At 67.3% G+C, this 22,213-nt stretch carries 21 protein-coding genes and 1 pseudogene; 10 read left to right on the forward strand and 12 right to left on the reverse strand.

Features of this window, described 5'->3' with window-relative positions:
- Nucleotides 1–87 precede the first annotated feature (87 nt).
- Entirely contained in the window at nucleotides 88–1,050 is a 963-nt protein-coding gene (locus M1203_RS26495; protein ID WP_249952323.1) for a cytochrome P450, read from the forward strand.
- A 452-nt stretch (nucleotides 1,051–1,502) separates the two neighbouring features.
- On the opposite strand, the gene M1203_RS26500 is transcribed toward M1203_RS26495, so the two are convergent.
- The 8 genes from M1203_RS26500 to def form a co-directional block, all read right to left on the reverse strand.
- The gene (locus M1203_RS26500; RefSeq protein ID WP_249952324.1) at nucleotides 1,503–1,685 is read right to left on the reverse strand and encodes a hypothetical protein; all 183 of its coding nucleotides are present in this window, start codon (nucleotides 1,683–1,685) and stop codon (nucleotides 1,503–1,505) included.
- Between the two features lie 1,954 nt (nucleotides 1,686–3,639).
- Nucleotides 3,640–3,918, reverse strand: a complete 279-nt coding sequence (locus M1203_RS26505) for a hypothetical protein (protein WP_249952325.1) — start codon at nucleotides 3,916–3,918, stop codon at nucleotides 3,640–3,642.
- A gap of 856 nt (nucleotides 3,919–4,774) precedes the next feature.
- Complete coding sequence (locus tag M1203_RS26510; protein WP_249952326.1) at nucleotides 4,775–4,915, reverse strand: hypothetical protein; 141 nt, start codon at nucleotides 4,913–4,915, stop codon at nucleotides 4,775–4,777.
- Between the two features lie 183 nt (nucleotides 4,916–5,098).
- Nucleotides 5,099–5,248: a hypothetical protein gene (locus M1203_RS26515; RefSeq protein WP_249952327.1), complete on the reverse strand. Its 150-nt coding sequence runs from the start codon at nucleotides 5,246–5,248 to the stop codon at nucleotides 5,099–5,101.
- 680 nt (nucleotides 5,249–5,928) lie between these two features.
- A complete protein-coding gene (locus tag M1203_RS26520; RefSeq protein WP_249952328.1) occupies nucleotides 5,929–6,291 on the reverse strand; it encodes a hypothetical protein in 363 nt (120 codons plus the stop codon).
- Nucleotides 6,292–6,549: 258 nt separating this feature from the next.
- Nucleotides 6,550–7,155 (reverse strand): hypothetical protein, encoded by a 606-nt coding sequence (locus tag M1203_RS26525; protein ID WP_249952329.1) that lies wholly within the window; start codon nucleotides 7,153–7,155, stop codon nucleotides 6,550–6,552.
- A gap of 481 nt (nucleotides 7,156–7,636) precedes the next feature.
- Nucleotides 7,637–8,500: an aminoglycoside phosphotransferase family protein gene (locus M1203_RS26530; RefSeq protein WP_249952330.1), complete on the reverse strand. Its 864-nt coding sequence runs from the start codon at nucleotides 8,498–8,500 to the stop codon at nucleotides 7,637–7,639.
- 616 nt (nucleotides 8,501–9,116) lie between these two features.
- A complete protein-coding gene (gene def, locus M1203_RS26535) occupies nucleotides 9,117–9,776 on the reverse strand; it encodes a peptide deformylase (protein ID WP_249952331.1) in 660 nt (219 codons plus the stop codon).
- Nucleotides 9,777–9,884: 108 nt separating this feature from the next.
- On the opposite strand from def, the gene M1203_RS26540 reads away from it, so the two are divergent.
- On the forward strand, nucleotides 9,885–10,451 hold the full coding sequence (locus M1203_RS26540) for a helix-turn-helix domain-containing protein (protein ID WP_249952332.1): 567 nt from the start codon (nucleotides 9,885–9,887) through the stop codon (nucleotides 10,449–10,451).
- A gap of 636 nt (nucleotides 10,452–11,087) precedes the next feature.
- On the opposite strand, the gene M1203_RS26545 is transcribed toward M1203_RS26540, so the two are convergent.
- Both M1203_RS26545 and M1203_RS26550 read right to left on the reverse strand, forming a co-directional pair.
- Nucleotides 11,088–11,621 (reverse strand): VOC family protein, encoded by a 534-nt coding sequence (locus M1203_RS26545; protein WP_249952333.1) that lies wholly within the window; start codon nucleotides 11,619–11,621, stop codon nucleotides 11,088–11,090.
- Between the two features lie 417 nt (nucleotides 11,622–12,038).
- Complete coding sequence (locus M1203_RS26550) at nucleotides 12,039–12,428, reverse strand: DUF4406 domain-containing protein (protein ID WP_249952334.1); 390 nt, start codon at nucleotides 12,426–12,428, stop codon at nucleotides 12,039–12,041.
- A 383-nt stretch (nucleotides 12,429–12,811) separates the two neighbouring features.
- Here M1203_RS26550 and M1203_RS26555 point away from each other — a divergent pair, with 383 nt between their 5' ends.
- Nucleotides 12,812–13,135 carry a hypothetical protein gene (locus M1203_RS26555; protein WP_249952335.1) on the forward strand — a complete coding sequence of 108 codons (324 nt, stop codon included), beginning with the start codon at nucleotides 12,812–12,814 and terminating at the stop codon, nucleotides 13,133–13,135.
- A gap of 79 nt (nucleotides 13,136–13,214) precedes the next feature.
- Entirely contained in the window at nucleotides 13,215–13,487 is a 273-nt protein-coding gene (locus M1203_RS26560) for a hypothetical protein (RefSeq protein ID WP_249952336.1), read from the forward strand.
- 162 nt (nucleotides 13,488–13,649) lie between these two features.
- On the opposite strand, the gene M1203_RS26565 is transcribed toward M1203_RS26560, so the two are convergent.
- Nucleotides 13,650–14,579 carry a LysR family transcriptional regulator gene (locus M1203_RS26565; protein ID WP_249952337.1) on the reverse strand — a complete coding sequence of 310 codons (930 nt, stop codon included), beginning with the start codon at nucleotides 14,577–14,579 and terminating at the stop codon, nucleotides 13,650–13,652.
- A 114-nt stretch (nucleotides 14,580–14,693) separates the two neighbouring features.
- On the opposite strand from M1203_RS26565, the gene M1203_RS26570 reads away from it, so the two are divergent.
- Nucleotides 14,694–15,221, forward strand: a complete 528-nt coding sequence (locus M1203_RS26570; RefSeq protein WP_249952338.1) for a DapH/DapD/GlmU-related protein — start codon at nucleotides 14,694–14,696, stop codon at nucleotides 15,219–15,221.
- 18 nt (nucleotides 15,222–15,239) lie between these two features.
- A pseudogene (locus M1203_RS26575) lies at nucleotides 15,240–15,344 on the forward strand (IS5/IS1182 family transposase); the annotation flags it as partial.
- A gap of 250 nt (nucleotides 15,345–15,594) precedes the next feature.
- Here the strand turns inward: M1203_RS26575 and M1203_RS26580 are convergent.
- The gene (locus M1203_RS26580) at nucleotides 15,595–17,418 is read right to left on the reverse strand and encodes a glycoside hydrolase family 15 protein (RefSeq protein WP_249952339.1); all 1,824 of its coding nucleotides are present in this window, start codon (nucleotides 17,416–17,418) and stop codon (nucleotides 15,595–15,597) included.
- 465 nt (nucleotides 17,419–17,883) lie between these two features.
- On the opposite strand from M1203_RS26580, the gene M1203_RS26585 reads away from it, so the two are divergent.
- The 4 genes from M1203_RS26585 (at nucleotide 17,884) to M1203_RS26600 (ending at nucleotide 22,141) form a co-directional block, all read left to right on the forward strand.
- Nucleotides 17,884–18,945: a nitronate monooxygenase gene (locus M1203_RS26585; protein WP_249952340.1), complete on the forward strand. Its 1,062-nt coding sequence runs from the start codon at nucleotides 17,884–17,886 to the stop codon at nucleotides 18,943–18,945.
- Between the two features lie 584 nt (nucleotides 18,946–19,529).
- Nucleotides 19,530–20,504, forward strand: coding sequence for a serine hydrolase (locus M1203_RS26590; RefSeq protein ID WP_249952341.1), 975 nt, complete (start codon nucleotides 19,530–19,532; stop codon nucleotides 20,502–20,504).
- Nucleotides 20,505–20,703: 199 nt separating this feature from the next.
- Nucleotides 20,704–21,240, forward strand: coding sequence for a VOC family protein (locus M1203_RS26595; protein WP_249952342.1), 537 nt, complete (start codon nucleotides 20,704–20,706; stop codon nucleotides 21,238–21,240).
- Nucleotides 21,233–22,141, forward strand: coding sequence for a MerR family transcriptional regulator (locus tag M1203_RS26600; protein WP_249952343.1), 909 nt, complete (start codon nucleotides 21,233–21,235; stop codon nucleotides 22,139–22,141). The genes M1203_RS26595 and M1203_RS26600 overlap by 8 nt, the downstream gene beginning before the upstream one ends.
- Nucleotides 22,142–22,213: the final 72 nt, after the last annotated feature.

The following is a 22,213-nucleotide window of genomic DNA, read 5'->3' on the forward strand; positions in this document are numbered from 1 at the left end:
CGCACGTCGGCAGCGGACCCCAGGCTCTCGGTCAACAAGGACCACGCGCGGACCACCGGCCGCCACGGTGACTCGATACCGCCCGAGTTGAACGCGCACCTCCTCAACACCGACCCCCCTGCCCACACCCGGCTCCGCGGTCTGGTCAACAGCGCGTTCACAAAACGGCGAACCGAGCAGCTCAGGCAGTCCGTTCAGACAGCCACTGATCACCTGCTGGACCAACTGACCGCACGCGGCGGCCACGCGGACATCGTGGCCGACCTGGCCATGCCCCTGTCGCTCACGGTGATCAGCAACCTGCTCGGCATCCCGGGGAAAGACCGCCCGGACTTCCGCAGTTGGACAGACACCCTGCTCAGCCCGGCACCCGACGCCGCTGTGCAGTCGCGTCAAGCCATGAAGGAGACGCACCGTTTCCTCGCCGCACTCATCGACCGCAAACGCGACGCTCCCGGCGACGACCTGCTGTCCGCGCTCATCAACGAACACACCCATCAAGACGGCCCCCGCCTGAGCAAGACCGAGCTGGTGGCCATGGCCCTCCTGCTCCTCTTCGGCGGCTACCGTAACTCCGCCAGCCTGATCTCCACCACCGTACTGGCCCTCCTCACCCACCCAGCTCACCTCGCCGCTCTGCGCAGCGGGAAGTTGGCCACGGACCGGGTGACGGAAGAGGCGCTGCGCTGGAACTCCTCGGCGATGCCGGCCGTCCGGCGGTTCGCCACCCAGGACATGCAGATCGGCGACGCGGCCATCTGCAAGGGGGAACGCGTCTGGCTGGCATGGGCCTCGGCCAATCGCGATCCAGACCGGTTCGTCGCGCCCGAGACCTTCGACCCGGGGCGCGATACTCGTGGGCACCTCGCCTTCGGCCACGGCCCCCATCACTGCCCTGGCGCTTCCCTCGCCCGCCTGGAGAACCAGATCGCCGTGACCAGTCTGGTGTGCCGGTTTCCCAAGCTGTCGCTGGCCGGCCCCGTCAGCAAGTTGCGATGGACTACGTCGCTCCGCAACAGGAGCCTGCGCGAACTGCCTGTCTCCATGTGACATGACACCGGCAGCACAGTCTTCAGACCTGCGGAGACCGCGTCGGCGCAGTGCCCATCCCCGGCCGTAACGCACTGACCGACACTCGGCTGCTTGCTGAACCCGGTGATGGCCCCGCCCCGCCGAGGTCCTTCGTTCCTACCCCTGCGCCGCCCGCACTCACCTGGGCCTCCGAATCCAGCTCGCAGGTCAACCACCGCCGGATCTCCCGCGAGTGGCTGAAGGAAATCGACCACCGGCAGCGGGACACTGCCTTCTCGCCAAGTACCGCACAGCAGCAGCACGCCGCCGTCAGCGGGCGTCAGCAGCAGCCCGGGACTTTCATATCGTTGCCCGAGCACGAGACTCCCGATGGGTAGGCTCTGGGCTGCGGCTGTCCTGCCGCGCGGAGGCGGGGGCAGTGCGTCGATACGCGGCTTCAGCCGGATACGCCCCAGGAGATCAGACAGGGCCTAGTCACCCATGAGCAACACGTCGCTGCCCGGCGTCGTTTCACACGCCTCAAGGAGCTCGGCAAGGTCGAGCAGAGCCGCTTTCCGCTGATCGTCAGCACACCGCAGCGTCAGGGCGGCGATTTCCTGGCAGGCAACTTGAGCCGCCTGTTCGTTGAACAGCGTGTCACCGTACGGATCCACCCAGCCGAACTTACCCAAGCCATGCCGCGGGGGTTCTCAGCACCCTCGCCAACGCTTCACCGTGCCCGTAAAAGCCCCGCAGCAAGGTGCCCGGGATGACCTGTTTCGCGCGGGTCGCCCCGAGTGCAGTCCCAGTCAATCCCTATGTCCCCTCCTTCGACCACGGACACCGACGTTTCGCAGAGATCATTTGCCAGACGCCGCCTAGCAGGCTGGGTCGAGCCCTCTTTTCGCTCAGCCCTGGCGACTGCGGGCCCAGTTTGGACGACCCGTGCGCCCATCCGAGGGCCTTATGGACATGCTGCGAGCCGGAGACGGCGTGGAGGGTATCCATTCCGGGCGAGGCGACCTTGGGATCCGTGAGGAGATCAGCTATGTACGCAGTCGTTCGGCGGTACGAAGGGGTGACTGATCCTGCCGAGGCGGCACGCCGAGTGGGGGACGGATTCGTGCCCCTTCTGCGCCGAGTCCCCGGTTTCGTGGCCTACTACTGGGTTGACGCCGGGGAGGGAGTGATGCTCTCCACCAGCGTCTATGAAGACCAAGCAGGGGCCGACGAGTCAGTCAGGAGTGCGGCGGACTTCGTACGGGACAACCTTGCGTCACTGCTCCCCAACCCTCCTCAAGTCACCGCCGGCCCGGTGGTGGCTGATGGTTAGCGACCTCCACAGCGACGCCGGACCCGTAGTGTCCTCATGCTGCTGACCTGGCGATTCACTAAACGCGGGCCAGAGCCATTTTCAAGATCCCCGGCATCGTTGCCTGGCCGCCCGCGAAGGCGGAGACACCGAGCGTGGCCAAGGCGACGAAGACGTTCCAGGACGTCGCACCCGACTTTGACGCCGGCGACGGTTGCCCGAAGGCCACGGCTGAGTGCTGGAAGCAGATGAAAGCCGTCGTCGAGCCCGCGCGGGAACTGCGGAAGGCGGTGAACGCCGACAAGCAGAGAGGCCCGGAGCTCCACTCTCCGGCGTACGCCCTCCTCGGCAACATGGCGGACGGGATGGACGTCGGCGAGGCCGCGTTCAGCAACCGGCCTGCGGTGCTCGGGTCGGCACACGGCACACGACCTCTCTGGACTGGCTGGACGAGCACCCGACCCGGTAGACCGCCCCCGGCGCAGACGACACCCCTGACGAGTACGCCGGTCCGGGAATCCGGATCTGCCCCAACTCAACTGACAAAAAGAGGAGTTGGAGGACGTCAGGCCGCCTCCGGACCGCGCAGCCGCCGCGGTTGGCCAGGGAGTGTCCGGCGGATCACGGGCGGAGCCAGAGTCGGAGATCTTCCTTAGTCGTGCCGCATGGATCCAGACTGCGCCCGCATGACCCACATAAACCCGGCCAGACCAATTGATCCGCGCACCATGGCGTCAGCCCACGCCGGCAAGACGCTGCCCCAGGCGTTCCATCCCAGGCTCCAGAAGAGGAGCAAACTCAGTGCGCTTGCCACTATGACAGCGCTCCCGTACTTGACCAGCGTTGTGCGGCTTCTGCCCAGCCAGACTCCCAATAGCCCAGCAGGGATTTGCACCATCACATGGAAGCTTGCACATGTCAGGGGCACAGCGAGGAGGAGGACGAAGGGGCCATCCGCGGTGGGATCGCCTGGCGGGGTCGCGTAGACGGCATCCAGCATCCACAACGGCGGCACCAAGAACGTGAGCAGGAGTATGGCTCCGCTCAGATGCATAGCGCCAAGGTGCCGCAGTGCGGAACGTGAAGCTCCAACTCTTCGCCCCCTGGCAGTCGGACCATCGGTTCTCTCGCCCATATTTCCTCTCCAGCCGCCGCATGCAGGCGCAGGCCATGGTAGTCGGGCAGTTCTTTGGCGTGGGGACTGTGCACGGTGACTGTGTGGACGACGATGCGACCGTGGAGCGGGATCGACTCGCCACCGCACCCGCCCAGGCGGCGGGCCCCTCCCGCGCGGACGCAGTGAGCTGCTCCCGTAGTCAGGCCGCGCTCGGGGCGGTGGCGCACGTCGGGCAGTCCGCGTTGGCCTTGTCGAGGTCGGCGCAGACGACGCAGTCCTGTTCGCCGTGCCCGGAGGGCGGCATGTCGTTCAGGTCGAGTCCGCACAGTGCCCAGTTCGGGTCGCAGCAGTAGTAGTGAGCGATGGCACCGCTCTGCCGTGACGCCGCAGTGGGGGCCGTGGCCGGTAGTTGACCGCGGACGCGGGCGACGACGGCTCGGGTGGCCTGGTCAAGGGCTGCGAGGAACGGGGCTGCCATGCACCGGGAGAGCAGCGCGCTGCCCCTCGATCCTTGCCCAGGGGTCACCGATGCCCGGACTTACCAGAACTCTGGCTCCGGGCAGCCGCACACATTGCTGTGATGCTCCCAGCACAATGGCTCTGGGTCCGGTTCCGGGTAGTCCCGAACAGACCGCCATGTACTCGGTGCCGTCCTCGTCGCTAGTCACTTCGATTGCCACGCGACTCCCTCCACTTCATTGGTCCAGCCACGGCAGCCGTCGGTGCTGCGGCGTCCGGCAGCGGGGCGAGGGCCGGATTCATGAGTCAAGAGTCTGCCCACTTGGCACCGGACAGGGGGACCTTTCACGTCGACGTCGCCTTGCTCTCTGCCGCGCGGCAGGCCCGGCAGACCGGCTCGGCCTTACTCCCGTACCGGACCGTGAGGCCTTGGCAACGTGCGCACGGGCCGATCTGCTGCGGCGCGCACCTCAGGATGATCGCGGCCGACGTCCTGTCCATGGTCGGGGCCAGGCGTCTCGGGCCTTCCTCGGTCATGCTTCCGAATCTACTCATATTGGCCCTTTCTTCAGTTGAGGAGCCCGCGACGGCGTGGCTTGTGCAGAGGTTCCGGCTTGTACAGGGCGAGCAGCACCGCTTCGGCCCGGTCCGGTGACTTCATGCCGCGCGCTCTCATGGCCTTCTTCGACTCGGTCTCGGTGTAGCCGTTTGTCCTCGCGGCTCCAGGGCGCGTCGGGCTGGAGAAGGCTTCTGGTTGCCGGCCACATCTCGTCGCGCTTGCGCCACGGCCGCATGATGGCTCCGGGGTCGTCCTGGCTCGGGGACTCCGACACCATGACGCCGAGGATCTGCGCGCGGTGCCGCCCTGTCTCCTCCTACCGCTGGAGCATGGAGACCACGCCGTGGCCGAGGCCGTTCTGGTCCAGCTTGACGCGCACCGGGTGAGGGGAGATCAGTGCGTCGGCGAGGCGCTGCGCGGCGTGGATCTCCTCCAGCACCACTTCGGTTACCGACACCTGGTTGTCGTTCGCTGCGTCGGCGGACGTGTGCCGGAACTCGACCGCGTCCCCGACGGACCTGTAGGAGGTGAATTCATCACCGCCGTCCGCGGCTACGTCGACGTCGAGGCGAACCCAGGAGCCTTCTCGGACGGTGTGCTGGGCGGACTCGCCGTCCAGGCCGAGGTCGCAGAGGCGGTGTCAGCCGTCGCCGGTCGGATCCTCGTACGACATCGCGGCCTCGACCCAGCTCGGCGGGATGACGATGCCGCCGCGCTTGGGGAAGCGCGCGAAGACCTTGGCGACCACGTGGGGGCGATCGGGGCCGTACGACCGGATGGTGCGGTCCACTCAGTCCTGGTCCGGCATGTGCCGGGCCAGGGTGCGGAAGTGATTCGGACATTCGCGAGTCACGCTGCGACCGCGTCGAGAACGGCGCGCTGTTTCGACCACGGATTCGCCCAAGGCGTCGTCCACGAATCCACTCGGGCTGTCGCGTCACAGGCCGTACAGGGAGCCCGTCACACGTTCAACCTCGGTCATGACGACGGCCCGTTCGCGGGGCGTGAAGTGCTGCTTGAAGGCGTTGCGGCGCTCGGTGGGCGGCAGGCGCAGAAGGGTGTCGGCGACGCCGGCGGCCTCGCGTGAGACGGTGCCGGGTGTGACGACGACCCTGACCTGAATCGCGCGCCGGAAGTCTGGCTCAAGACCCGCACAAGCGGAGGGGAAGGGCTCACGCGAGCGTCGATGATCGCGGCCTGAGCGACGGCGACATCCCGTTTCTCGGCCGTGACCCGGTACCAGGGCGTCATCTGTGTGCCAAACGTGGCGAGGACCTCGCGGCGAGTCTCGTAGTGATGGCGAGCCAGGGGCAGGGAACCGGGCGTTGTCGTCATGCCGGAGGGAACGCCAGCCCGCCCGATTCTGCGACAGGCGCCTTTGAACAAGGGCGCGTTGCACCTCTCAACCACCGGAGTGTCCGTGACAGCGAAGATTGATCCACAGCTAACGAAGCTTCACCGATGCCGACGCTAGTCGCTTAGCGTGCTGGCATTCATGCGAGACCTTGATGCTCTGCGGGACAGGCGCGCGTGCAGCTGACACGAACCGATGGCAACGTAAAGCACGACCAGAACCCCGAGTCCGAGGTCGACCCAGTCATAGGTCGTCCCCCTGAAGAGTGAGGCCCACGCCCGGGCACCCGCGATGGATCCGGCAATTACCAGCAGCACCGAGGCCACGGCATACAACGCCTTTGCAGCCCTGGGCCGCCGCACTTTGAGCAGTTCACCACCCGCACCGAGCGCGACCAGCACGGCGAAGGCATCGTGCGGCTCCAGGCGCCCCGTCCCGATCGCGTCCACGATGTTGATCAAGACGCCGATCGAGCCCACGACCAGAGCACCTTGAGATATACGGTGGCTCATCAACCCTCGCTTGCAATCAAACTTCGGTGGCAATGGATCAATCTTCGCTGTCACGGGACACGGAGCTTTCCCTGCCAGAGGATGCCGACGGTGCCTGAGCGAAGCGAAGGCACCGTAACTACTCGATGGTCTTACTTTATGGTCTTGCTAAGGGCGCCTGATCCGCCGGAACCCGGATTGCCGGTAGCCGGTTTCACCGGCGCCGGGTCGGCGGGGCTGAGAGGGTCAGTGGCCACGGCGTCGCTTCGCTGCGTTCTTCACATCACGGGCGTACTTCGGGGTGACGTCGCCCAGCTCCGCGATGCGGTCCGTGGTCCACTCGTACGGCTCCTCGGTCAGGGCGAGCGCGGAGTCTTGCAGAAACGGCATCGCGGCCTTCCTGCGGGCGGCGGCGACCGACACCGTGGTGGACAGGGACGGCAGCCGGTCAGCGGCATCGTTGATGTGCAGCACGCCGGCCTTCTTCGCGGCCGCGCGGCGCTCCTCGGCGGTCATGCGGGCCTTGAGGTCCCCGCCGGGGTTGATCGTCGCCTTCCTGTCGCCGTGCAAGGCCAGGCGGCGCAACTCGTTGTACGCGTTGGGGAGGATGCCGAGGACCTTGTCCAGGCCGCGGACACCGTCGTAGAACCACAACGACAGGGCGGCCTGGTTGCGCTCCTCGGCGTGCGCGGCGATCTCAAGGTCGGCCTGCTGCACGATCTCGCAGGCCCGCTCGAACCGGTCGTCGGGGCGGGCGATGGCGCCCACCTCGTCCTTGACCCGGCGCTCGGCCTCGGCGCGCAGCGTCTTGTGGTCGGGGATCGTGAGGTCGTGGTGGTGCGCAGCGGGCATGACTGGCCTCCGTCTGGTCGGGCACCCCGCTGATGCCGGCGAAGGCTGGGGCAACCCCATGCCGAACGGACCCGGGAATAGTACAGCGCAGGGCGCGACCTTGTCATGGTGACCGGCGCGCACCCCGCCTCAGCAGGGCAAACCCGAAGCGGCCGGGCAGGATCACTGATCCCTTGACGTCACCCGATCCACCTGGACCGCGCTGGTGCGGGCAGTCGGTGAAGGCAAGCCGGCGACCATCGTCCGCGGGATAGCGCAGCGGCGCAGCACGCCGAGTCCCGCAAGGCCCGCAAGGTGCCTCACCGCCACCACAGCGGCCTCCAAAGCCCGCGGCTGGGACATTGATCAAGGGCTCCCGCGCCCCGCCCATGCCCCGGTGGACGCGGTGGTGGATCGTCAGCCGGTGCGTGGAGCCGCAGCGGACACAGCGCCCGCCGTCACGCTCGTAGATGAGGTCGCGGGTATGTGCCCTCGGCGTTTCCTACCGACCGTCCAGTTGCCTGGTCACTGCGTCGAGTGTCGGCCAAGGAGGACCCTCTCGCAGCGAGCGAAGGAGTTCCTTCCCGAATCGCCTCCCGTTCGGAAACTGGTCGCCACGGTCCCAACGCCACGCTGCGACCATCGCGAGGACGAGCTGTCGGCACTCGTCCAGCAGTCCTTGGTCAATGCTCGGATAATGCTCGCAGACCGCCTCTGCGACATGAGCGAGATCGAACTCGACTGGTCCACGGCAGCACGTTTCAAGGTCGATGAACAACGGGCCGTTCTTCGTGCTGAGCACATTGCCCGGATGCGGCTCGCCGTGGAGCAGTTGCTCCACGACGCCGCGGTCCTCGATCGCCCGACGCAGGCTTTCCAGTCTGCTGCTGAGGAACACGCGGTCCGCGTCGGCGAGCTCCGGCGAGCGATCCGTGTTGGCAACGACTTCTTCCGCCTCCGCGATCCGATCTGTGAACCGTGGGCTCGGCACATCGACCTCGCGCATGCCGGCGTGCAGCCGCTCCAGCACCTTGGCGTAGTCGACTGCTGAGACGTGAGGTGTCACGGGTTCGTAGTGGGTCCACAACGTCACTGCGAAGCCATCGCGGGTGTACACGAGTGGATCCACCCGAGGCTCCAAGGCGCCCACAGGGCATCCGGCCTCGGCGAGCCGTTGAGCGAGGTCGATTTCGCGCTGTGCAGCCTGCCCCCTTGGCGCGACCCGGGCAAGGACGTCGCACGGCGTCAGCCGCAGCGCGAGCCTGTTCGAGTTTTGGAGAACGACTGCGTCGTCGGCCGGCAGGTCGAGCGATGCGGCGATCGATGTCGCAGCCGCGATCGCACGCGTGAGGTCGGATATCTCCACCGGTGAATCTTGGCATAGACGAGGGAGGGCGATGCCAACCAGCGTGGCCAGGTGCCAACCACCGTGTCCTGGCATACTCAATCCAGTTCACGCAGGTCACCCGCGCCCGGACAACAAACTTCGCTGAGACAGGTTAAAGGGCAGGCCGACCGTGTACCAGGTACGGAACTTGAGACCATCGCCGCTGGCCGGAGACTTTATCGGCGCGGACCCAACGACCGGACATGTTCGGTGTCGCCTCGCACTGGGTTCGAACGCACCGTCCACACGCGCTGCGCGATCTCACTGGGAAAACGCGTAGGTTCGGGGCGGGTCGAGGTGCAGTTCGTGGGGCCCGAAGCAGTCGTCCGCGAGCGTCGCGGCGGGGCGCCGCAGGGGCAGGCGCGGTTGAGTCCCTCGTCACCTGTCGGTCCGCAGCACCCGTTGGTGTTCTTCCCGTTGGGCAGGGGTTGGATATCGGCGGCGTCTGGATGCACCAGCGCTGTGTGTCGCGTGCCGGCCGAGATGACGAAGCCCGAGGCGGTCGCTGCTCTTGCGACATGGCTCAACGCTCGCTGGAGCAGGTGGGCTCGGCGGTTCGTCAGTCGGCGGGATCACTGAGTATGCGGTAACGGCGTTACTTGCCCAGTTTCTTGGCCAGGGCGGCACGCCGGGCGAACATCTCGTCCTTGGACGCAACCATCTCCCGGAGGGCAGCCTTTCGTTCCCGCTGGGCAAGCCGGTCCAGATACAGGCGACCGTGAAGGTGGTCCGTCTCGTGCTGCAGACACCGGGCGAAGTACCCTCGGCCCTCGATCACGAGCGGCTTGCCGTTCTTGTCACGGCCTCGTACGACGGCACGGTCGAGGCGGGGCACCACCCGGTAGGGGCCGGGAACAGACAGACACCCTTCGGGTTCTTCGACCAGCCTGCGCTGCTCGGTCGGCACCTCGTCCAGGACGGGGTTGGCGATGTGCCCGACGTGACGCACCCCCCACTCGTCCGTGATGTCCCACACGAACAACTGCATGTTTACGTCGACCTGGTTGGCGGCAAGCCCCGCGCCCTCCGCAACCTGGTTCGTTGCGAACATGTCGTCCACCAGCTGCGACAACTCCGGCGTACCGAACTGGGTGACCTCCCGGCACCGCCGCCGCAGAATCTCCTCCCCAACGACGGTGATGCGACGCACCGCACCCCGTTCGACTTCCGGCGCGAGCCGCGGATAGGAATCGACGGGTTCACCCAGCACACGCACCCGGCGGTCCTGCGAGGTGTCACCGAAGCCAACAGCCATGAAATATCAACGCCTTCCGCACATGCCTCAGTCGGCCAGGACCCAATGCCCCGGCCGGCCCGCATCCCAGCTTGACCGAACGCTTTGCAAAGTAGCATCCTTTGCAAAATGAGCGATGAAGAACGTCAAACCGCTTCCACGGACCCAGGGCCCCACCGCACTCGGCAGCCCCTCCCCGACCACCCCGTTCGTGTCGCCTTGCTGGACCTGCTCGCCGAGGTCGGCACCCTCACCTCCACCCAGGCCGCCGCCCGCCTCGGCCACAGCTCCGGCCTCTGCTCCTTTCACCTGCGCCAACTCGCCCGGCACGGCCTCATCGAAGAGGCGCCACACGACGGCGGCCGAGCGCGGCCGTGGCAGCTCCGCTGGGCGTCCTCCCACCAGTCCGACCAGGAAGCGCCAGAAGAGTTCAGTGCGCTCGCGCGCGGACTGGAAGATGAGAGCTACCAACACTGGCTGGCCCAGCGAGAGCAGGCGCCGGCCGAGTGGCAGCAGGACGAATCCTTCAGCGCCGTGGTCCACCTCACCCCAGCGGAGATGGCCGAACTGGCCAGCTCCATCCGCCGACTACTGGCTGACTACCGCGAACGGGACCAACACCCCGCCGCGCGCCCCGCAGGCACCGTGGCCGTAGCCGCGGTCACCCGGCTGTTCCCCCTCCTTGGCCGGGGATGAGCCTGTCGGCGGCGATGCGGAATTCGGGCATGCCGAGATAAACAGTGGAGGGCCGCGCAGATCGCCTCAGCCGCCGTGGCCCGGCCAAGCGCGGGTGGTCGAGATGAACCGCCAAGTCCTCTGCGACCTGGAGTAGATCATCACCGGTCTGGCATCCGTCCCCGGGCAGTCGATGGCGACCGCTGATGCGAGCTGACAACAGCCGGCACACCGTCGACGCCGCACGCCGCCGCCGCGAGTACACCCGCGCCAAGGCCGCCCAAGCCGTTCAGGCCCTCCGCACCCTCGACACCGCCGGGCGAACCGGTCAGCTTCGAGACCGTCGCGAAACAGGTCAAAGTGTCCCGGTCCTGGCTTATGCCCAGTCCGACCTGCGCGCGGAGATCGAGCGACTACAGGCAGCTCATCGCCACTGCCCAGGCTCCTCGGTTCCCGCACGGCACGGCAGCGCACCTCCGACGCTTCGCTGCTTCGACGCCTCGAAGCAGCGAACGCCCGCACCCAGCGGCTCTCCGAGGAGAACCAACAACGTCGCCGGCAACTCGCCCGTGCGCTCGGCGAACAACGCGCCGCGACGACTCGTACCGGACCGCCACGAACGGAGCGGCGATCTTGGCAGTGAACCCGCCTACCAGGTCAGCTGGTTGTGTTGACAGGCGCGCTGCTGCGTCCATGACGTCGACCGCTGAGCTCGGCGTCGAGCGTCTCCTGAGCCACACGCATGGCCTCGGCGTATACGGGGTCCTGCAGCCGCTTCCACATGTCGTCCTCGGAGACGTCCTCAACGCAGCTGACCACCCACCAGATGTTGCCGAAGGGGTCTTTGATACGCCCGCCTCGCTGTCCGAAGGCGTTGTCCGCCAGAGGAGTGATGACATGGCCGCCGGCCGCGACGGCTTGCGAGAACGCCTCGTCCGCGTCGGCGACGAACACGCGCAGCAGGCTCGGCATGGTGGGCCAGTCCGCGTGTCGGTCGAAGGCCAACACGACGGTGTCGCCGAGTCGGATCTCACCGTGACCGATCAAGCCGTCCTCGGTCGACACCCTCCCGAGCTCTTCACCACCAAACGCCTGAGTGACGAAGTCGAGGAAGGCTCCCGTGTCATCTGTGACGACCCAGGGGGCAACGGTGGTATAGCCATCCGGTGCGGCGTTTGTCTGCTCGGGCATCGCGGTCCCTTCGCTGATGTCGGTTGCGAACAGCGACGATAGGTACGAGATAGGTCTGGTGCTGTCCTAGTTAAGGGCGGACTCGGACCACAACCGGCCCTACCTCACAACTGCTCGCGCCGTCCTCGCCAGACCCGTCCTCGCCCTCCACTTGGCCACGTCAGCCCGAAGGGTGATGAACCGGCTGGTCACGCAGCCTCGCCCGGGGCCGCCGATGGACGACGCCGACAGCTCCCCTGAACCCTCACCCTCGTAAACGTCCCGATCAGGCTCCAGGCGGCGAGGTGCTCGGGGCCCACTAGGTGATCAGTTCCAAGGGATGTCTGCGGAGGGTGTGGGGTGGGCGGCGGCCGAAGCCACCGCGAGACGGTCAGGCGTCGGGCCGGCGGCCCTGGTTGTCGAGGGGGCGGCGGGCGGTCAGGCGTCAGGGTCGACTTCGGGGTGCGTGAACCGCACGGGCTTGCCCAGCGACCGGGCGTAGGCGATTTCGGCCCGGGTGCTGTCTCCGATGTAGTCGCCGACTACGAGCACCTCATCAGCGAGCCGGATCTTCGCCCGGTGCAGATCGTCGAGTCGAACCTTCAGCGCCTCGGCCTCGACAGGATCGGACCAGAGTTCGTGCGGCGACTTCAGGTCACAGCCCGGTTTGACAACAATCCTTCCGGCTTTGGTCTCCCGCAGATCGGCCTCGTTCATCTCGGTCATGAAGCGGGTGGAGCCACAGATCACGACAATACGCGGGAGGTTCAGCAGCTTCTTCGCGTCGACGAGCTTCTCCTCGGGGGTGAGCAGTCGCGGGGATGACACTGGTTCCTCCTGGTGGTGTGGTCCAAGGGGTGCCTGGGGAGACGGGAACGAGGGTGTCCCGGATCGTTCTGTGACGAACAACGTGGACACCCTCGCGACAGCACTCTATGCGAGGACCGACGACCTGCTGAAGGAGCATGCCGACCAGGCGCCCTGGCGCCGTGGCGCCCGCCGATCGGCATCACGCCCCGCCTGAGCTTCGGCATGACGCCCCGCCTGAGCGATGCCGAACCGGTCACCCTCGCCACGATGCCGGCCATACTCGGCTGCACCCCCGAGGCCACATGGCTCCGCCATGCCCGTGCCCACCTGCGCCACCTCTTCCCCCCTACCTGCCCAAGCGGCCCGGCTACAACAAGCAGCTGCGCAAGGCCGCTGGTCTGATGCGAAGCGCCAACCGGATCCTGGCCACCACCGCCCCGGTGTGGAGCGACGACGTATGTGCCGTGGACTCCACCCCGGTGGAATGCGGCCGCTCCCGCGAAAGAGTCAAACCCTCCGACCCGGCAGACGTGGCCGAATACGGCTACTGCGACAGCGAAGAGAATCCGCCCGGTCCCGGCGAGGATGTTCCTGTAGCGGCTGGCCAGGTCGAGATCGTCGGGAGTCTTCGGCGAGTGCACCACGACGAAGTTGTGGTGCGTCGACACTACAGAAACCTGCTGCCCAACGCCTGCACGAATCGGCAACAACCCTGCGCGCACTGACAAGGCCAAGTGCACGCCTGCCCGGCACCATTGGTGACGAACACCGGAACAGCCCTCAGCCATCCGAAAGGAACCGTTCATGCGTACGCGCGTCTGGCTCACCACTGTCATCATGGCTGCCGGCCTGCTGGCCGGCGGTACCGCTACCGCTGCCACCGCACAGGCGACACCTGCATCCTTCGACACGAGCACGACGACGGCCGTCGCGCCGGTCGCCAACTCGTGGATCTACGTCGGCACCTATAGCACCCACCGGGCGTGCTACGACGACGGGAAGAACTCCATCTACTCCCAGTGGGAATGCCGTCCCGTGAACGGCAAGTACCAGCTCTGGGTGAACAACAAGTCGTAAGCGTCCAACGGCTGGTGTTCTCATCGTCGGTCAGCACCAACTCGGCCTTCGGCCGTCCCGTCCTCGCCATCCGGCCTTCATGCCGAACCAAACCATCACCAACTTACGCGGCGAAACAACGACTCAGAACACCAAGGCGTGTCTGTTGGTTCGGTCGTCTGGTCAGCGGTCTGCCCAGTCCGGTGCCCACATGTCGTGTGGGGTTCGCGGGCTTGCGGTGCGCAGGTGGTCGCGTAGCGCGGTCAGCACGGGGTGCTGGTCTCCGCTGCGGAACAGCAGCATGTGCGGGTAGACCGGGGTCGGGTCGTGCAGTGGGATGCGCCGTAGGTCGTGGGTCTGGGGCCACAGGTACCGGTCCCCTCTGCCGACGAGGGTGGCGAGCGAGGCCGAGTCGGCCAGCGTGTCCATCAGGGCCTCGTCACCGAAGTTGGGGCCGAGCGCGTCGATGCTCAGGCCGAAGGCCTCGGACAGCGCCTGGTAGAACGCCGCCCACTCCGTGCCCGGCCTGATCCCGGGGATCCAGATGCGGTGGCCGGCCAGGTCCGCGGGACTGGCCCGGGGTGCGTTCGCCAAGGGGTGTGCGGGTCCGACCAGGAGCTCCAGGGGTGCGTCCAGGAGTCGTTCGGCGCTGATCCCGGCCGGGACCTGGTCGGCCGGCAGGGCACGGAAGGACGCGTCGACGGTCCCTTCGAGCACCGCCTGGGCGGCCTGGGCGGCGTTCTCCTTGCTCAGCGTGACCGCGTCCAGGTCCGTCTCGGGGTGGGAGCGGTAGAACCGGTAGACGGCCTGGGCCGGGGAGATGCGCCGATTGAGGACATCGACGCGCAAGGGACGGCTGCCGGGGCGCACGGCCTGCTCGGCCTGCTCGATGGCCGCCAGGACCTTCTTGGCGTGTGGCAGGAAGACCTGCCCGTCCAGGCTCGGCCGGGAGCCTCGGGAGGTCCGCACCAGGAGCGTGACCCCGAGGTGTCTCTCCAGGGCCGCGATCCGCTTGGAGACCGCCTGCTGGCTGATCCTCAGCTCGTCGGCCGCGGCTTGGAACTGGCCGGTCTCGGCGACAGCCACGAACGTCCGCAGCGCTTCAGCATCCACGCTTCCACCCTACTTCCACAACCATCGGTTGTATCTGGTGTGCTGCGGGGTTGTTTGATCGAGTGTTCCGCGCGGTGGTGGGATCAGCGCATGTCTACCCGCACAGAGCAGGTCATGTATGTCCAGACGCCCGAGTTCGCGCGTCATGCGGAGCGAATCGCGGAGGTGACCGATGCGACCTCTCGACTGAATGTGCTTCCGTTCAGCGACAGCGAAGGTCGCGCGGAACTCCTTTCTGTTGTGTTCGGTGGCCCGCTGCCGGAGTCGGTGGTGATCTACCCGCCGTTCTTCACCGAGTACGGGCTGAACACGACGTTCGGGGAGAACGTCTTCGTCAACCAGGGATGCACCTTCATGGACAGGGGAGGCATCCGTCTCGGCAACGGCATCATGATGGCCCCGAAGGTCAGCCTCATCACCGGAGGCCATCCACTCCCCCTGGCCGAGCGCCGCGAGTACCTCTCCTTCGCCCCGATCGTCATTGAGAACGACGTCTGGATCGGGACGGCTGCCGTGATCACCCAGGGGGTGACCATCGGTGCCGGTGCGGTGGTCGCTGCCGGTGCGGTGGTCACTCGTGATGTTCCTGCCGGCACCGTGGTCGCGGGGGTGCCCGCCCGGGTGATCAAGACGATCGACTGAGCCCGGAGCGGCCCTCCCCTGCTCAAGCAGTGGCGGGGCCCGGCCACGAGGTTCGACAAGCTCGCGATCGTCCACCGTTCGGCCGCGGTCCTCGCCGCAGTGCTGGTCCTGGCTCGCACTTAACGGACACGCCTTTACCGCAACGACACTCCGTGACAGACCGGTGGACCGGTAGAGCGATGCGATTGAAGAGCCGTCGGGCCTCGTTCATGGCTTCCGCGTCCAGGACCTCACGGTGTCCTTCGGCGCCGGCGACGGAACCGTCACCCCCGTACGGGGCGTCGACCTCGACCTGGCCGCCGACGCCCCGGGTTCGTCGGAGCGGCGAGTTCGGGACGTTCCGTAGTAGTTGACGCACAGACGGGTGATGGGGCTACCAGGAGTGCGTTGTTCGTCGCTCGGCATCGCGGATGGCGCGGGCGGCGTTGATGAGCCCGATGTGGCTGAGGGCTTGTGGGAAGTTGCCGAGGGCTTCTCCCGTGGTCGAATCGGCCTCCTCGGCAAGCAGGCCCAGGTCATTGGTGTGTGCGAGGGCGGCCTGGAAGACGTGTCGTGCACGGATGGTGTGGCCGGTGAGGGCAAGGGCTTGAGCGAGCCAGAAGGTACACAGCAAAAAGGCGCCCTCTTCTTCCCGCAACTCGTCGGTGAGGTAGCGGCGGACCAGCCCGTCGCGGCCGGTCAGGTGGGTGTGGATGGCCAGCACGGTGGACTGTACGCGGGGGTCGTGCGGCGGAAGGAAGCCGACGATGGGCAGCATCAGTGCGGAGGCGTCGAGGTCGTCATTCTCGAATGCCTGGGTGAAGGCACCCGGGCCGGGTTTCCAACCGCGTTGTTCGATGGCCTGGCGGATCTGGTCGCGCTCGTGCCGCCAGTGGGGCAGTCGGTCGACCGCCTGGAGGGCGGGGGCCATCGCGATGGCCCGGTCCAGGGCGACCCAGCACATCAGTTTGGAGTGAAGGAAGTGCCTGCTGGGCCCGCGTCTCTCCCAGATGCCTTGATCGGGTTGAGTCCATCGCTGGGCGGCTGTTTCGGCTGCCTGGAGCAGGAAGGTGCGGGTGGTCGGGGCGAGGGGCTCACCGGGTGGAAGGGTCTGGTGAGCGGCGTCGAGGAGTTCGCCGTAGACGTCGAGTTGGCGTTGGCGCCAGGCGTCGTTGCCGATTCGGACAGGGCTGCTGTCGCGCCAGCCGGTCAGCTGCGGCACAAGCCGCTCGCTCAGATCGCGTTCGCCGCCGATGCCATACATGATCTGTAGGTCGACGCCGCGGTCAAGCTGGGTCGCCGCGGTCCGCGCGAGGAAGTCGAAGAACCGGTTCCGCTCCTTCTCACAGGCGGCCGTGGCCAGCGCCTGCAAGGTGAAACTCGCGTCCCGGACCCATGTGTAGCGGTAGTCCCAGTTACGTGTCCCGCCCGCCATCTCGGGCAGGGAGGTGGTGGCCGCGGCGACGATGGCCCCGGAGGGGGCGTAGGTCAGGGCGCGCAGCACACGCCCGCTGTCGCCCACCTTGTCCTGCCAGGGTCCGACGTAGCCGCGATGGAGCTTCGACCAGGAGCGCCAGCCTTTGACGGTGTCGGACATCCGGCGCCGGATGCGCCTCGTCGGCCAGCTCGCCGGTCGCTCTTCCCACGCGGGCCTGACGTGCAGGGCGAATCCGAGGTGGTGCCCTGCCGAGAGCGGGATTCCGCCGTCCGCTGTGGAGCCGCACACCCGCAGGTCGACGGGGCAGGAAAGCAGCAGGACATGGGCGCCCCCGTACGCCGCGAGCCCACCTCGTACGGTCGACAGGAGCGGGTGGACAAGTCCGAACTCCGGGCGCGGCGCGTAGACGATCTCGATGGTCACACGCCCTTCGGTGCAGGTGACGTGTCGCAGGAGCGTTCCAGGGGAAGCGGTGCCGAGCGCGTGCCCGCGTTCACGCCGCCCGAGGGTGAGAGCATCGCGCAGAACCACCGTTCCGGTGGCCGTACGGAAGGTCGTCTCCAGAACAAGGGTGTCCTCCACGTAGCGGCGGCTGATATCGGCGGCGCCGGTGGGGCGGATGACCCAGTGGCCCGCGTCCTCGTCGAGGAGCCGGGCGAAGATCGCCGGGCTGTCGAACCGGGGCAGACACAGCCAGTCCACCGAGCCGTCGGTGGTCACCAGCGCGGCCGCGCGGCAGTCGGACAGCAGAGCGTGGTCACCGATCGGTCGCGCGCTCATGCGTCACGGCCCGTCCGCCTCGGGCCGAACGCGGCCCCGGACAGGTCGACACCCGCGGTTGCCCGCGTTGTAGGCCTCTCCGGGTGTCCGACGACTGTCATCGATTCCAGCCTTCCCGTACCGGCGGATTCACCTCTATCCCATCAGCACGCTCGGTGGATCGCACGTTCCGGCGGTGCCCGAGACCCCGGGCCGGCCCCAAACCGGCTTCACGCGCTCCCCGTCAGAAGGCCTCCTCCACCGCCCAGGTGCGGGCCCATTCCCCGGACCAACGCCCCATGTCATCGAAGGGTGGGCTCAGAACCGTACCGAAACATCCCGATCTTGCGATGAAGTATCTATCGCAATTTGTCCTACTATGTGGATCCTGTGCGGGCCGCCCCGCGTGCCCGGACCGCTTTCGCCCGCGGCGAGAACGGTGACGGGGCCGTAAGAAACCCGGATCAACGTCATGAGGAGTCTGGTGTGACAGGGCGGGAACGAGCTCACGCGTTTTGTGAGCGCTTCGGATTGCAGATGCCGGTGCTTCAGGCTCCGATGGCCGGGTCTTCTCCTGTCGATCTAGCCGTCGCGGTAGCTGAGGCGGGCGGCATGGGCGCCCGGGGAGCCCTCCAGGATTCACCGGACCGCATCGCAGCATGGGTGGGAGAGTTTCGCGCCCGGTCCTCCGGGTCCCTGCAGTTGAACGTCTGGATCCCTGAACCCGTTTGTAACGAGCAGGAAGACCGAAAGCGGCGCTCCGACAAGGCCCGGACCTTCCTCAACCGTTTCGGTCCTCCCGGCGAACCCGTCACAACACCCCGACCAGCGTTCGAAAAGCAATGCGAAGCCCTGCTCCGGGCCCGCCCCACCGTGGTCTCCTCGATCATGGGCCTGTTCGAGCTCGATTATGTACGGCGCCTCCACGCCCAGGGCATCGCCTGGTTCGCCTGTGCGACCACCCTTGACGAGGCCCTGGCCGCTCAGGACGCAGGTGCGGACGCGATCGTGGCCCAGGGCATGGAAGCCGGCGGGCACCGGGGCACTTTCCATCAGGACGCCGCCGAGCACACAGATGTCGGGCTGCTCGCTCTGCTTCCCTGGTTCGCCGACCACCTGCGCGTACCCATCGTCGCCGCCGGCGGGATCGCTGACGGACGCGGCGTAGCGGCCGCACTGGCCCTGGGCGCCAGCGCGGTTCAGGTCGGCACGGCCCTCCTGCGCTGTCCCGAGACGGCAACTGCCCCGGAATGGGCCGCCGCGCTGACCGGGCTGGCACCGCACGCCACCGTGACCACCCGTGTGTACACCGGACGGCTGGCCCGAGCCGCGCCCACCCCCTACGTGAAAGCCTGGAACCAGCCCGGAGCACCAAGCCCGGCGCCGTTTCCTGAACAGCTGGAACTCACCGCCCAGTGGCGGCGAGGGACCAACCAGGTCGATCCTGCCAGCCATTGGGCAGGTCAGAGCGCTGCCCTTGCCACCGACGAGCCCGCTGGCGACGTACTCGCCAGGATGTGGCGCGATGCTTCGGGCCTGATCACCTGATCGATGCACCCGCCGCACCGGCGGGCTCGCTGAAACCGCGAGGCCCCCGTCCGGTGTGGCGGACCGAACCACAGTGTGGAAGCTCGATTGGGCGCTGACCGCACCGCTGGATCTCCCCGGCGAGCTTCACAGCGGCCTCCAGTTCCGGCTGCTACCGCCGGGTGTCCATGTGAAGTGCCGAGATATGTTGGGCATCGGAGTCTCGAGAGATCCTTGACGGTCGGAACACATCCTTGACGCCCTCCAGACCGCTGGCCTTGCATGGACAAGGGTGGGGACGGCGAGGTCGTCGATGACCGTCGATGGCCGGCTGAGTACCGCTACCGCGAGGTGCTCCACACGGCTGGCACAACTCCACGCGGCTCCAACGGTCGGCCTGCCTCTGCGCCAACGGGTAAGACGGAACGGGACCGTTCGGCCCGAGTGGGGAACCTCCGCGCCGCATCGATCATCAGATCCTGTGAAGCGAAAAGCAGGAGGGAGATCTTCCAGGCGCGGGGAGCTGACGAGCCGCACGACGACACGTCGGCGCGGCCCGCCCAACTCCCCTCCCATCCCCTCCGTACATCTCGTAAGGAACACGCTTGACTTCCCACATATCGATCCTTCCCCGGCGCCTACGGCGCACCGCGACCGTATCCGTGCTCGTCGGCACCGCCGCCGCGATCGTGGCCACGGCCTCCCCGGCGAGCGCGATATCCGGCGCCGGTGCGGAGCCGTCCCGGTCCGAGGTTTCCTGCACGTCGGACAAGACCGGCCTCGCGAGCCGACTCAGCGAGGACATCAAGGCCGTGGTGGAGGACGCCGCCCTCAAGGGACGAGTCTCCGTCGCTCTGTACGACCGCACCACAGGCACCAACTGCGCGTTCAACGCGGACCAGCAGTACGACTCGGCGAGCGTTGTCAAGGTCATCGTCCTGGGCGCGCTCCTGCGCCGGGCCCAGGACGAGAACCGGGACCTGACCTCGTCCGAGCAGACGCTCGCCACCAAAATGATCACGGCGTCCGACAACGACTCGACGACCACGCTGTGGAAGCAACTCGGTCTCGCCCGTATCTCGGACTTTCTGCGCCGCGCGGGCATGGATCACACGACCCCCGACCCGGAGGGCTACTGGGGACTGACGCAGATCAACGCCGCCGACCAGCTCAGGCTGATGCAGCTGCTCACCTCGGCGAACCCCGTTCTCGACGACGAGCGCCGTGCCTACGCGCTGGGCCTGATGAACCAGGTGATCCCCGCTCAGCGCTGGGGCGTCCCCACGGGCGCACCGAGCGGAGCGACGGTACACGTCAAGAACGGCTGGCTGCAGCGCAGCAGCGGCGGATGGCGTGTGCACAGCGTCGGCGCGTTCACCGGGCAGGGGCATGACTACGGCCTCGCGGTCCTGACTGCCGACAACACGGACATGCCTGCCAGTGTCGCGGTGATCGAGAACATCGCCCGGGTGGTACACGGGGACCTCAACGGGACCACCCTCGCCCCGCTCCAGGAACAGCGCGGCCAGGACCTGCCCACCACCTCCGACGGCTCCCTGGTGCCCGACGGCGACCGGTGACCGGTGACCGGTGATCCACTCCGCCGCCCGGCCTGAGCCGGGCGGCGGAACCGGTGATCCGAACGAGGGCCTTATCTCTCTGTCCGGCCACAACACTGGCCACAACATTGGTCGCATCAGTTGGTCGCGTCATTGGGGCGGGGCGAGATCCACGACCCGGCTTGACCCTCACGTCGCGTGAGGCCGGAAGGTGGGGTGCATGAGCGACCACTACAACGCGTTTGAGATGAGCCCCGTACCCGCTCCCGGCCCGGACGCGGTTGCGCCGGAGCTGTTCCGCGGCATCTACGGAATGCCCGCGTTCATGACGATCCCCACGAGCGATATGGCGGCGTCGGTGGATTTCTGGACTCGTGGGCTCGGGTTCTTCGAGCTGTTCAGCATCCCCGGCAGGCTCGTGCATCTGCGCCGGTGGGCGTTCCAGGACGTACTGCTCGTCTCGGCGGCCGGCGTTCCGGAGCGGACACCAGCGATGAGTATCAGTTTCGCGTGCGTGCTCAGCCAGGTCGATTCCCTGGTCGAGGCCTGTCGTGCGTTGCGTCCGGACTCGGTCGACGGTCCACGGGACACTCCCTGGAACACCCGCGATGTGGAGGTGATCACCCCCGAGAACGCACGGATCGTGTTCACCGCGGCGAAGCCCTTTGATCCGGCCAGTCAGGAGGCGCGGAACCTCGAAGCCATCGGGATCACCCCACCGGGCGTCGACGGCGGCGACAATGACGAGCATGCCTGATACCACGGAAGCCGATGGCCTGACCGTCGGTCAGGTCTCGGCGCGTCTGGGCATGACGGTCCGCGCGCTGCACCACTGGGACGAGATCGGTCTGGCGCGACCGTCGCGGCGTACGGCCGCCGGATACCGGCTCTACACCGCCGGTGATCTGGAACGCCTGCACCGCATCGTCGTCTACCGCGAGATCGGCCTCGACCTGGACAGGATCCGGGTTGTCCTGGACGACTCGACCGCGGACGTGCCCGCCGCGCTGCGCGCGCAGCGCACCCAGGTCACTGAACGGATCGACCGCCTCCAGCGGCTCGGCGCCGGACTGGACCGGATGATCGACGCCCACGAGCGCGGCCTGCTGCTGACCGTCGAGCAGCAGGCCGCGATCTTCGGCCCCCAGTGGAACCCGGACTGGCCTGCCCAAGCCCGTCAGCGCTATGGAGACACAACACAATGGATGCACTACGCCGAACGCTCGGCCTCTCGCGGTCCGGAGGAATGGCAGGCCATCGCCGACGACGTCGCCGACCTCGACCGTGCCCTCGGGGACGCGATGGACGCCGGCGTCACACCTGGTAGCCCGGAAGCGAATCAACTCGTCGAGCGGCACCGCGAGGTTTTCGCCTCGTACTTTCCCCTCACCAGGCAGATGCAGGTCTGTCTCGGCCGCATGTACGAGGCCGATCCGGCATTCGCCGCCCACTACGACGGCATCCGCGCCGGCCTTGCCACGTGGTTCCGTCGCATCGTCGACGCAAGCGCGCGTGCGCACGGCATCGACCCCGACACCGCGACCTGGCAGCAAGACAACCGAGTCGGATTCCGTGAAAGCCGTGTTGACCGGTGCGGACCTGGTGACATGCCCCTTGGAGGCGGCGTTCCTCGTTCGGACCGGACCCGCGATCGATGATGCGGACGAGGTGGAAGGTGGCCCCCGGCAGTGCTGGAGGCGCCTCGTTTGTTCTGCCGTAACCGCGCCGTC

Source organism: Streptomyces sp. 35G-GA-8 (assembly GCF_023534745.1).
Taxonomy (GTDB): domain Bacteria; phylum Actinomycetota; class Actinomycetes; order Streptomycetales; family Streptomycetaceae; genus Streptomyces.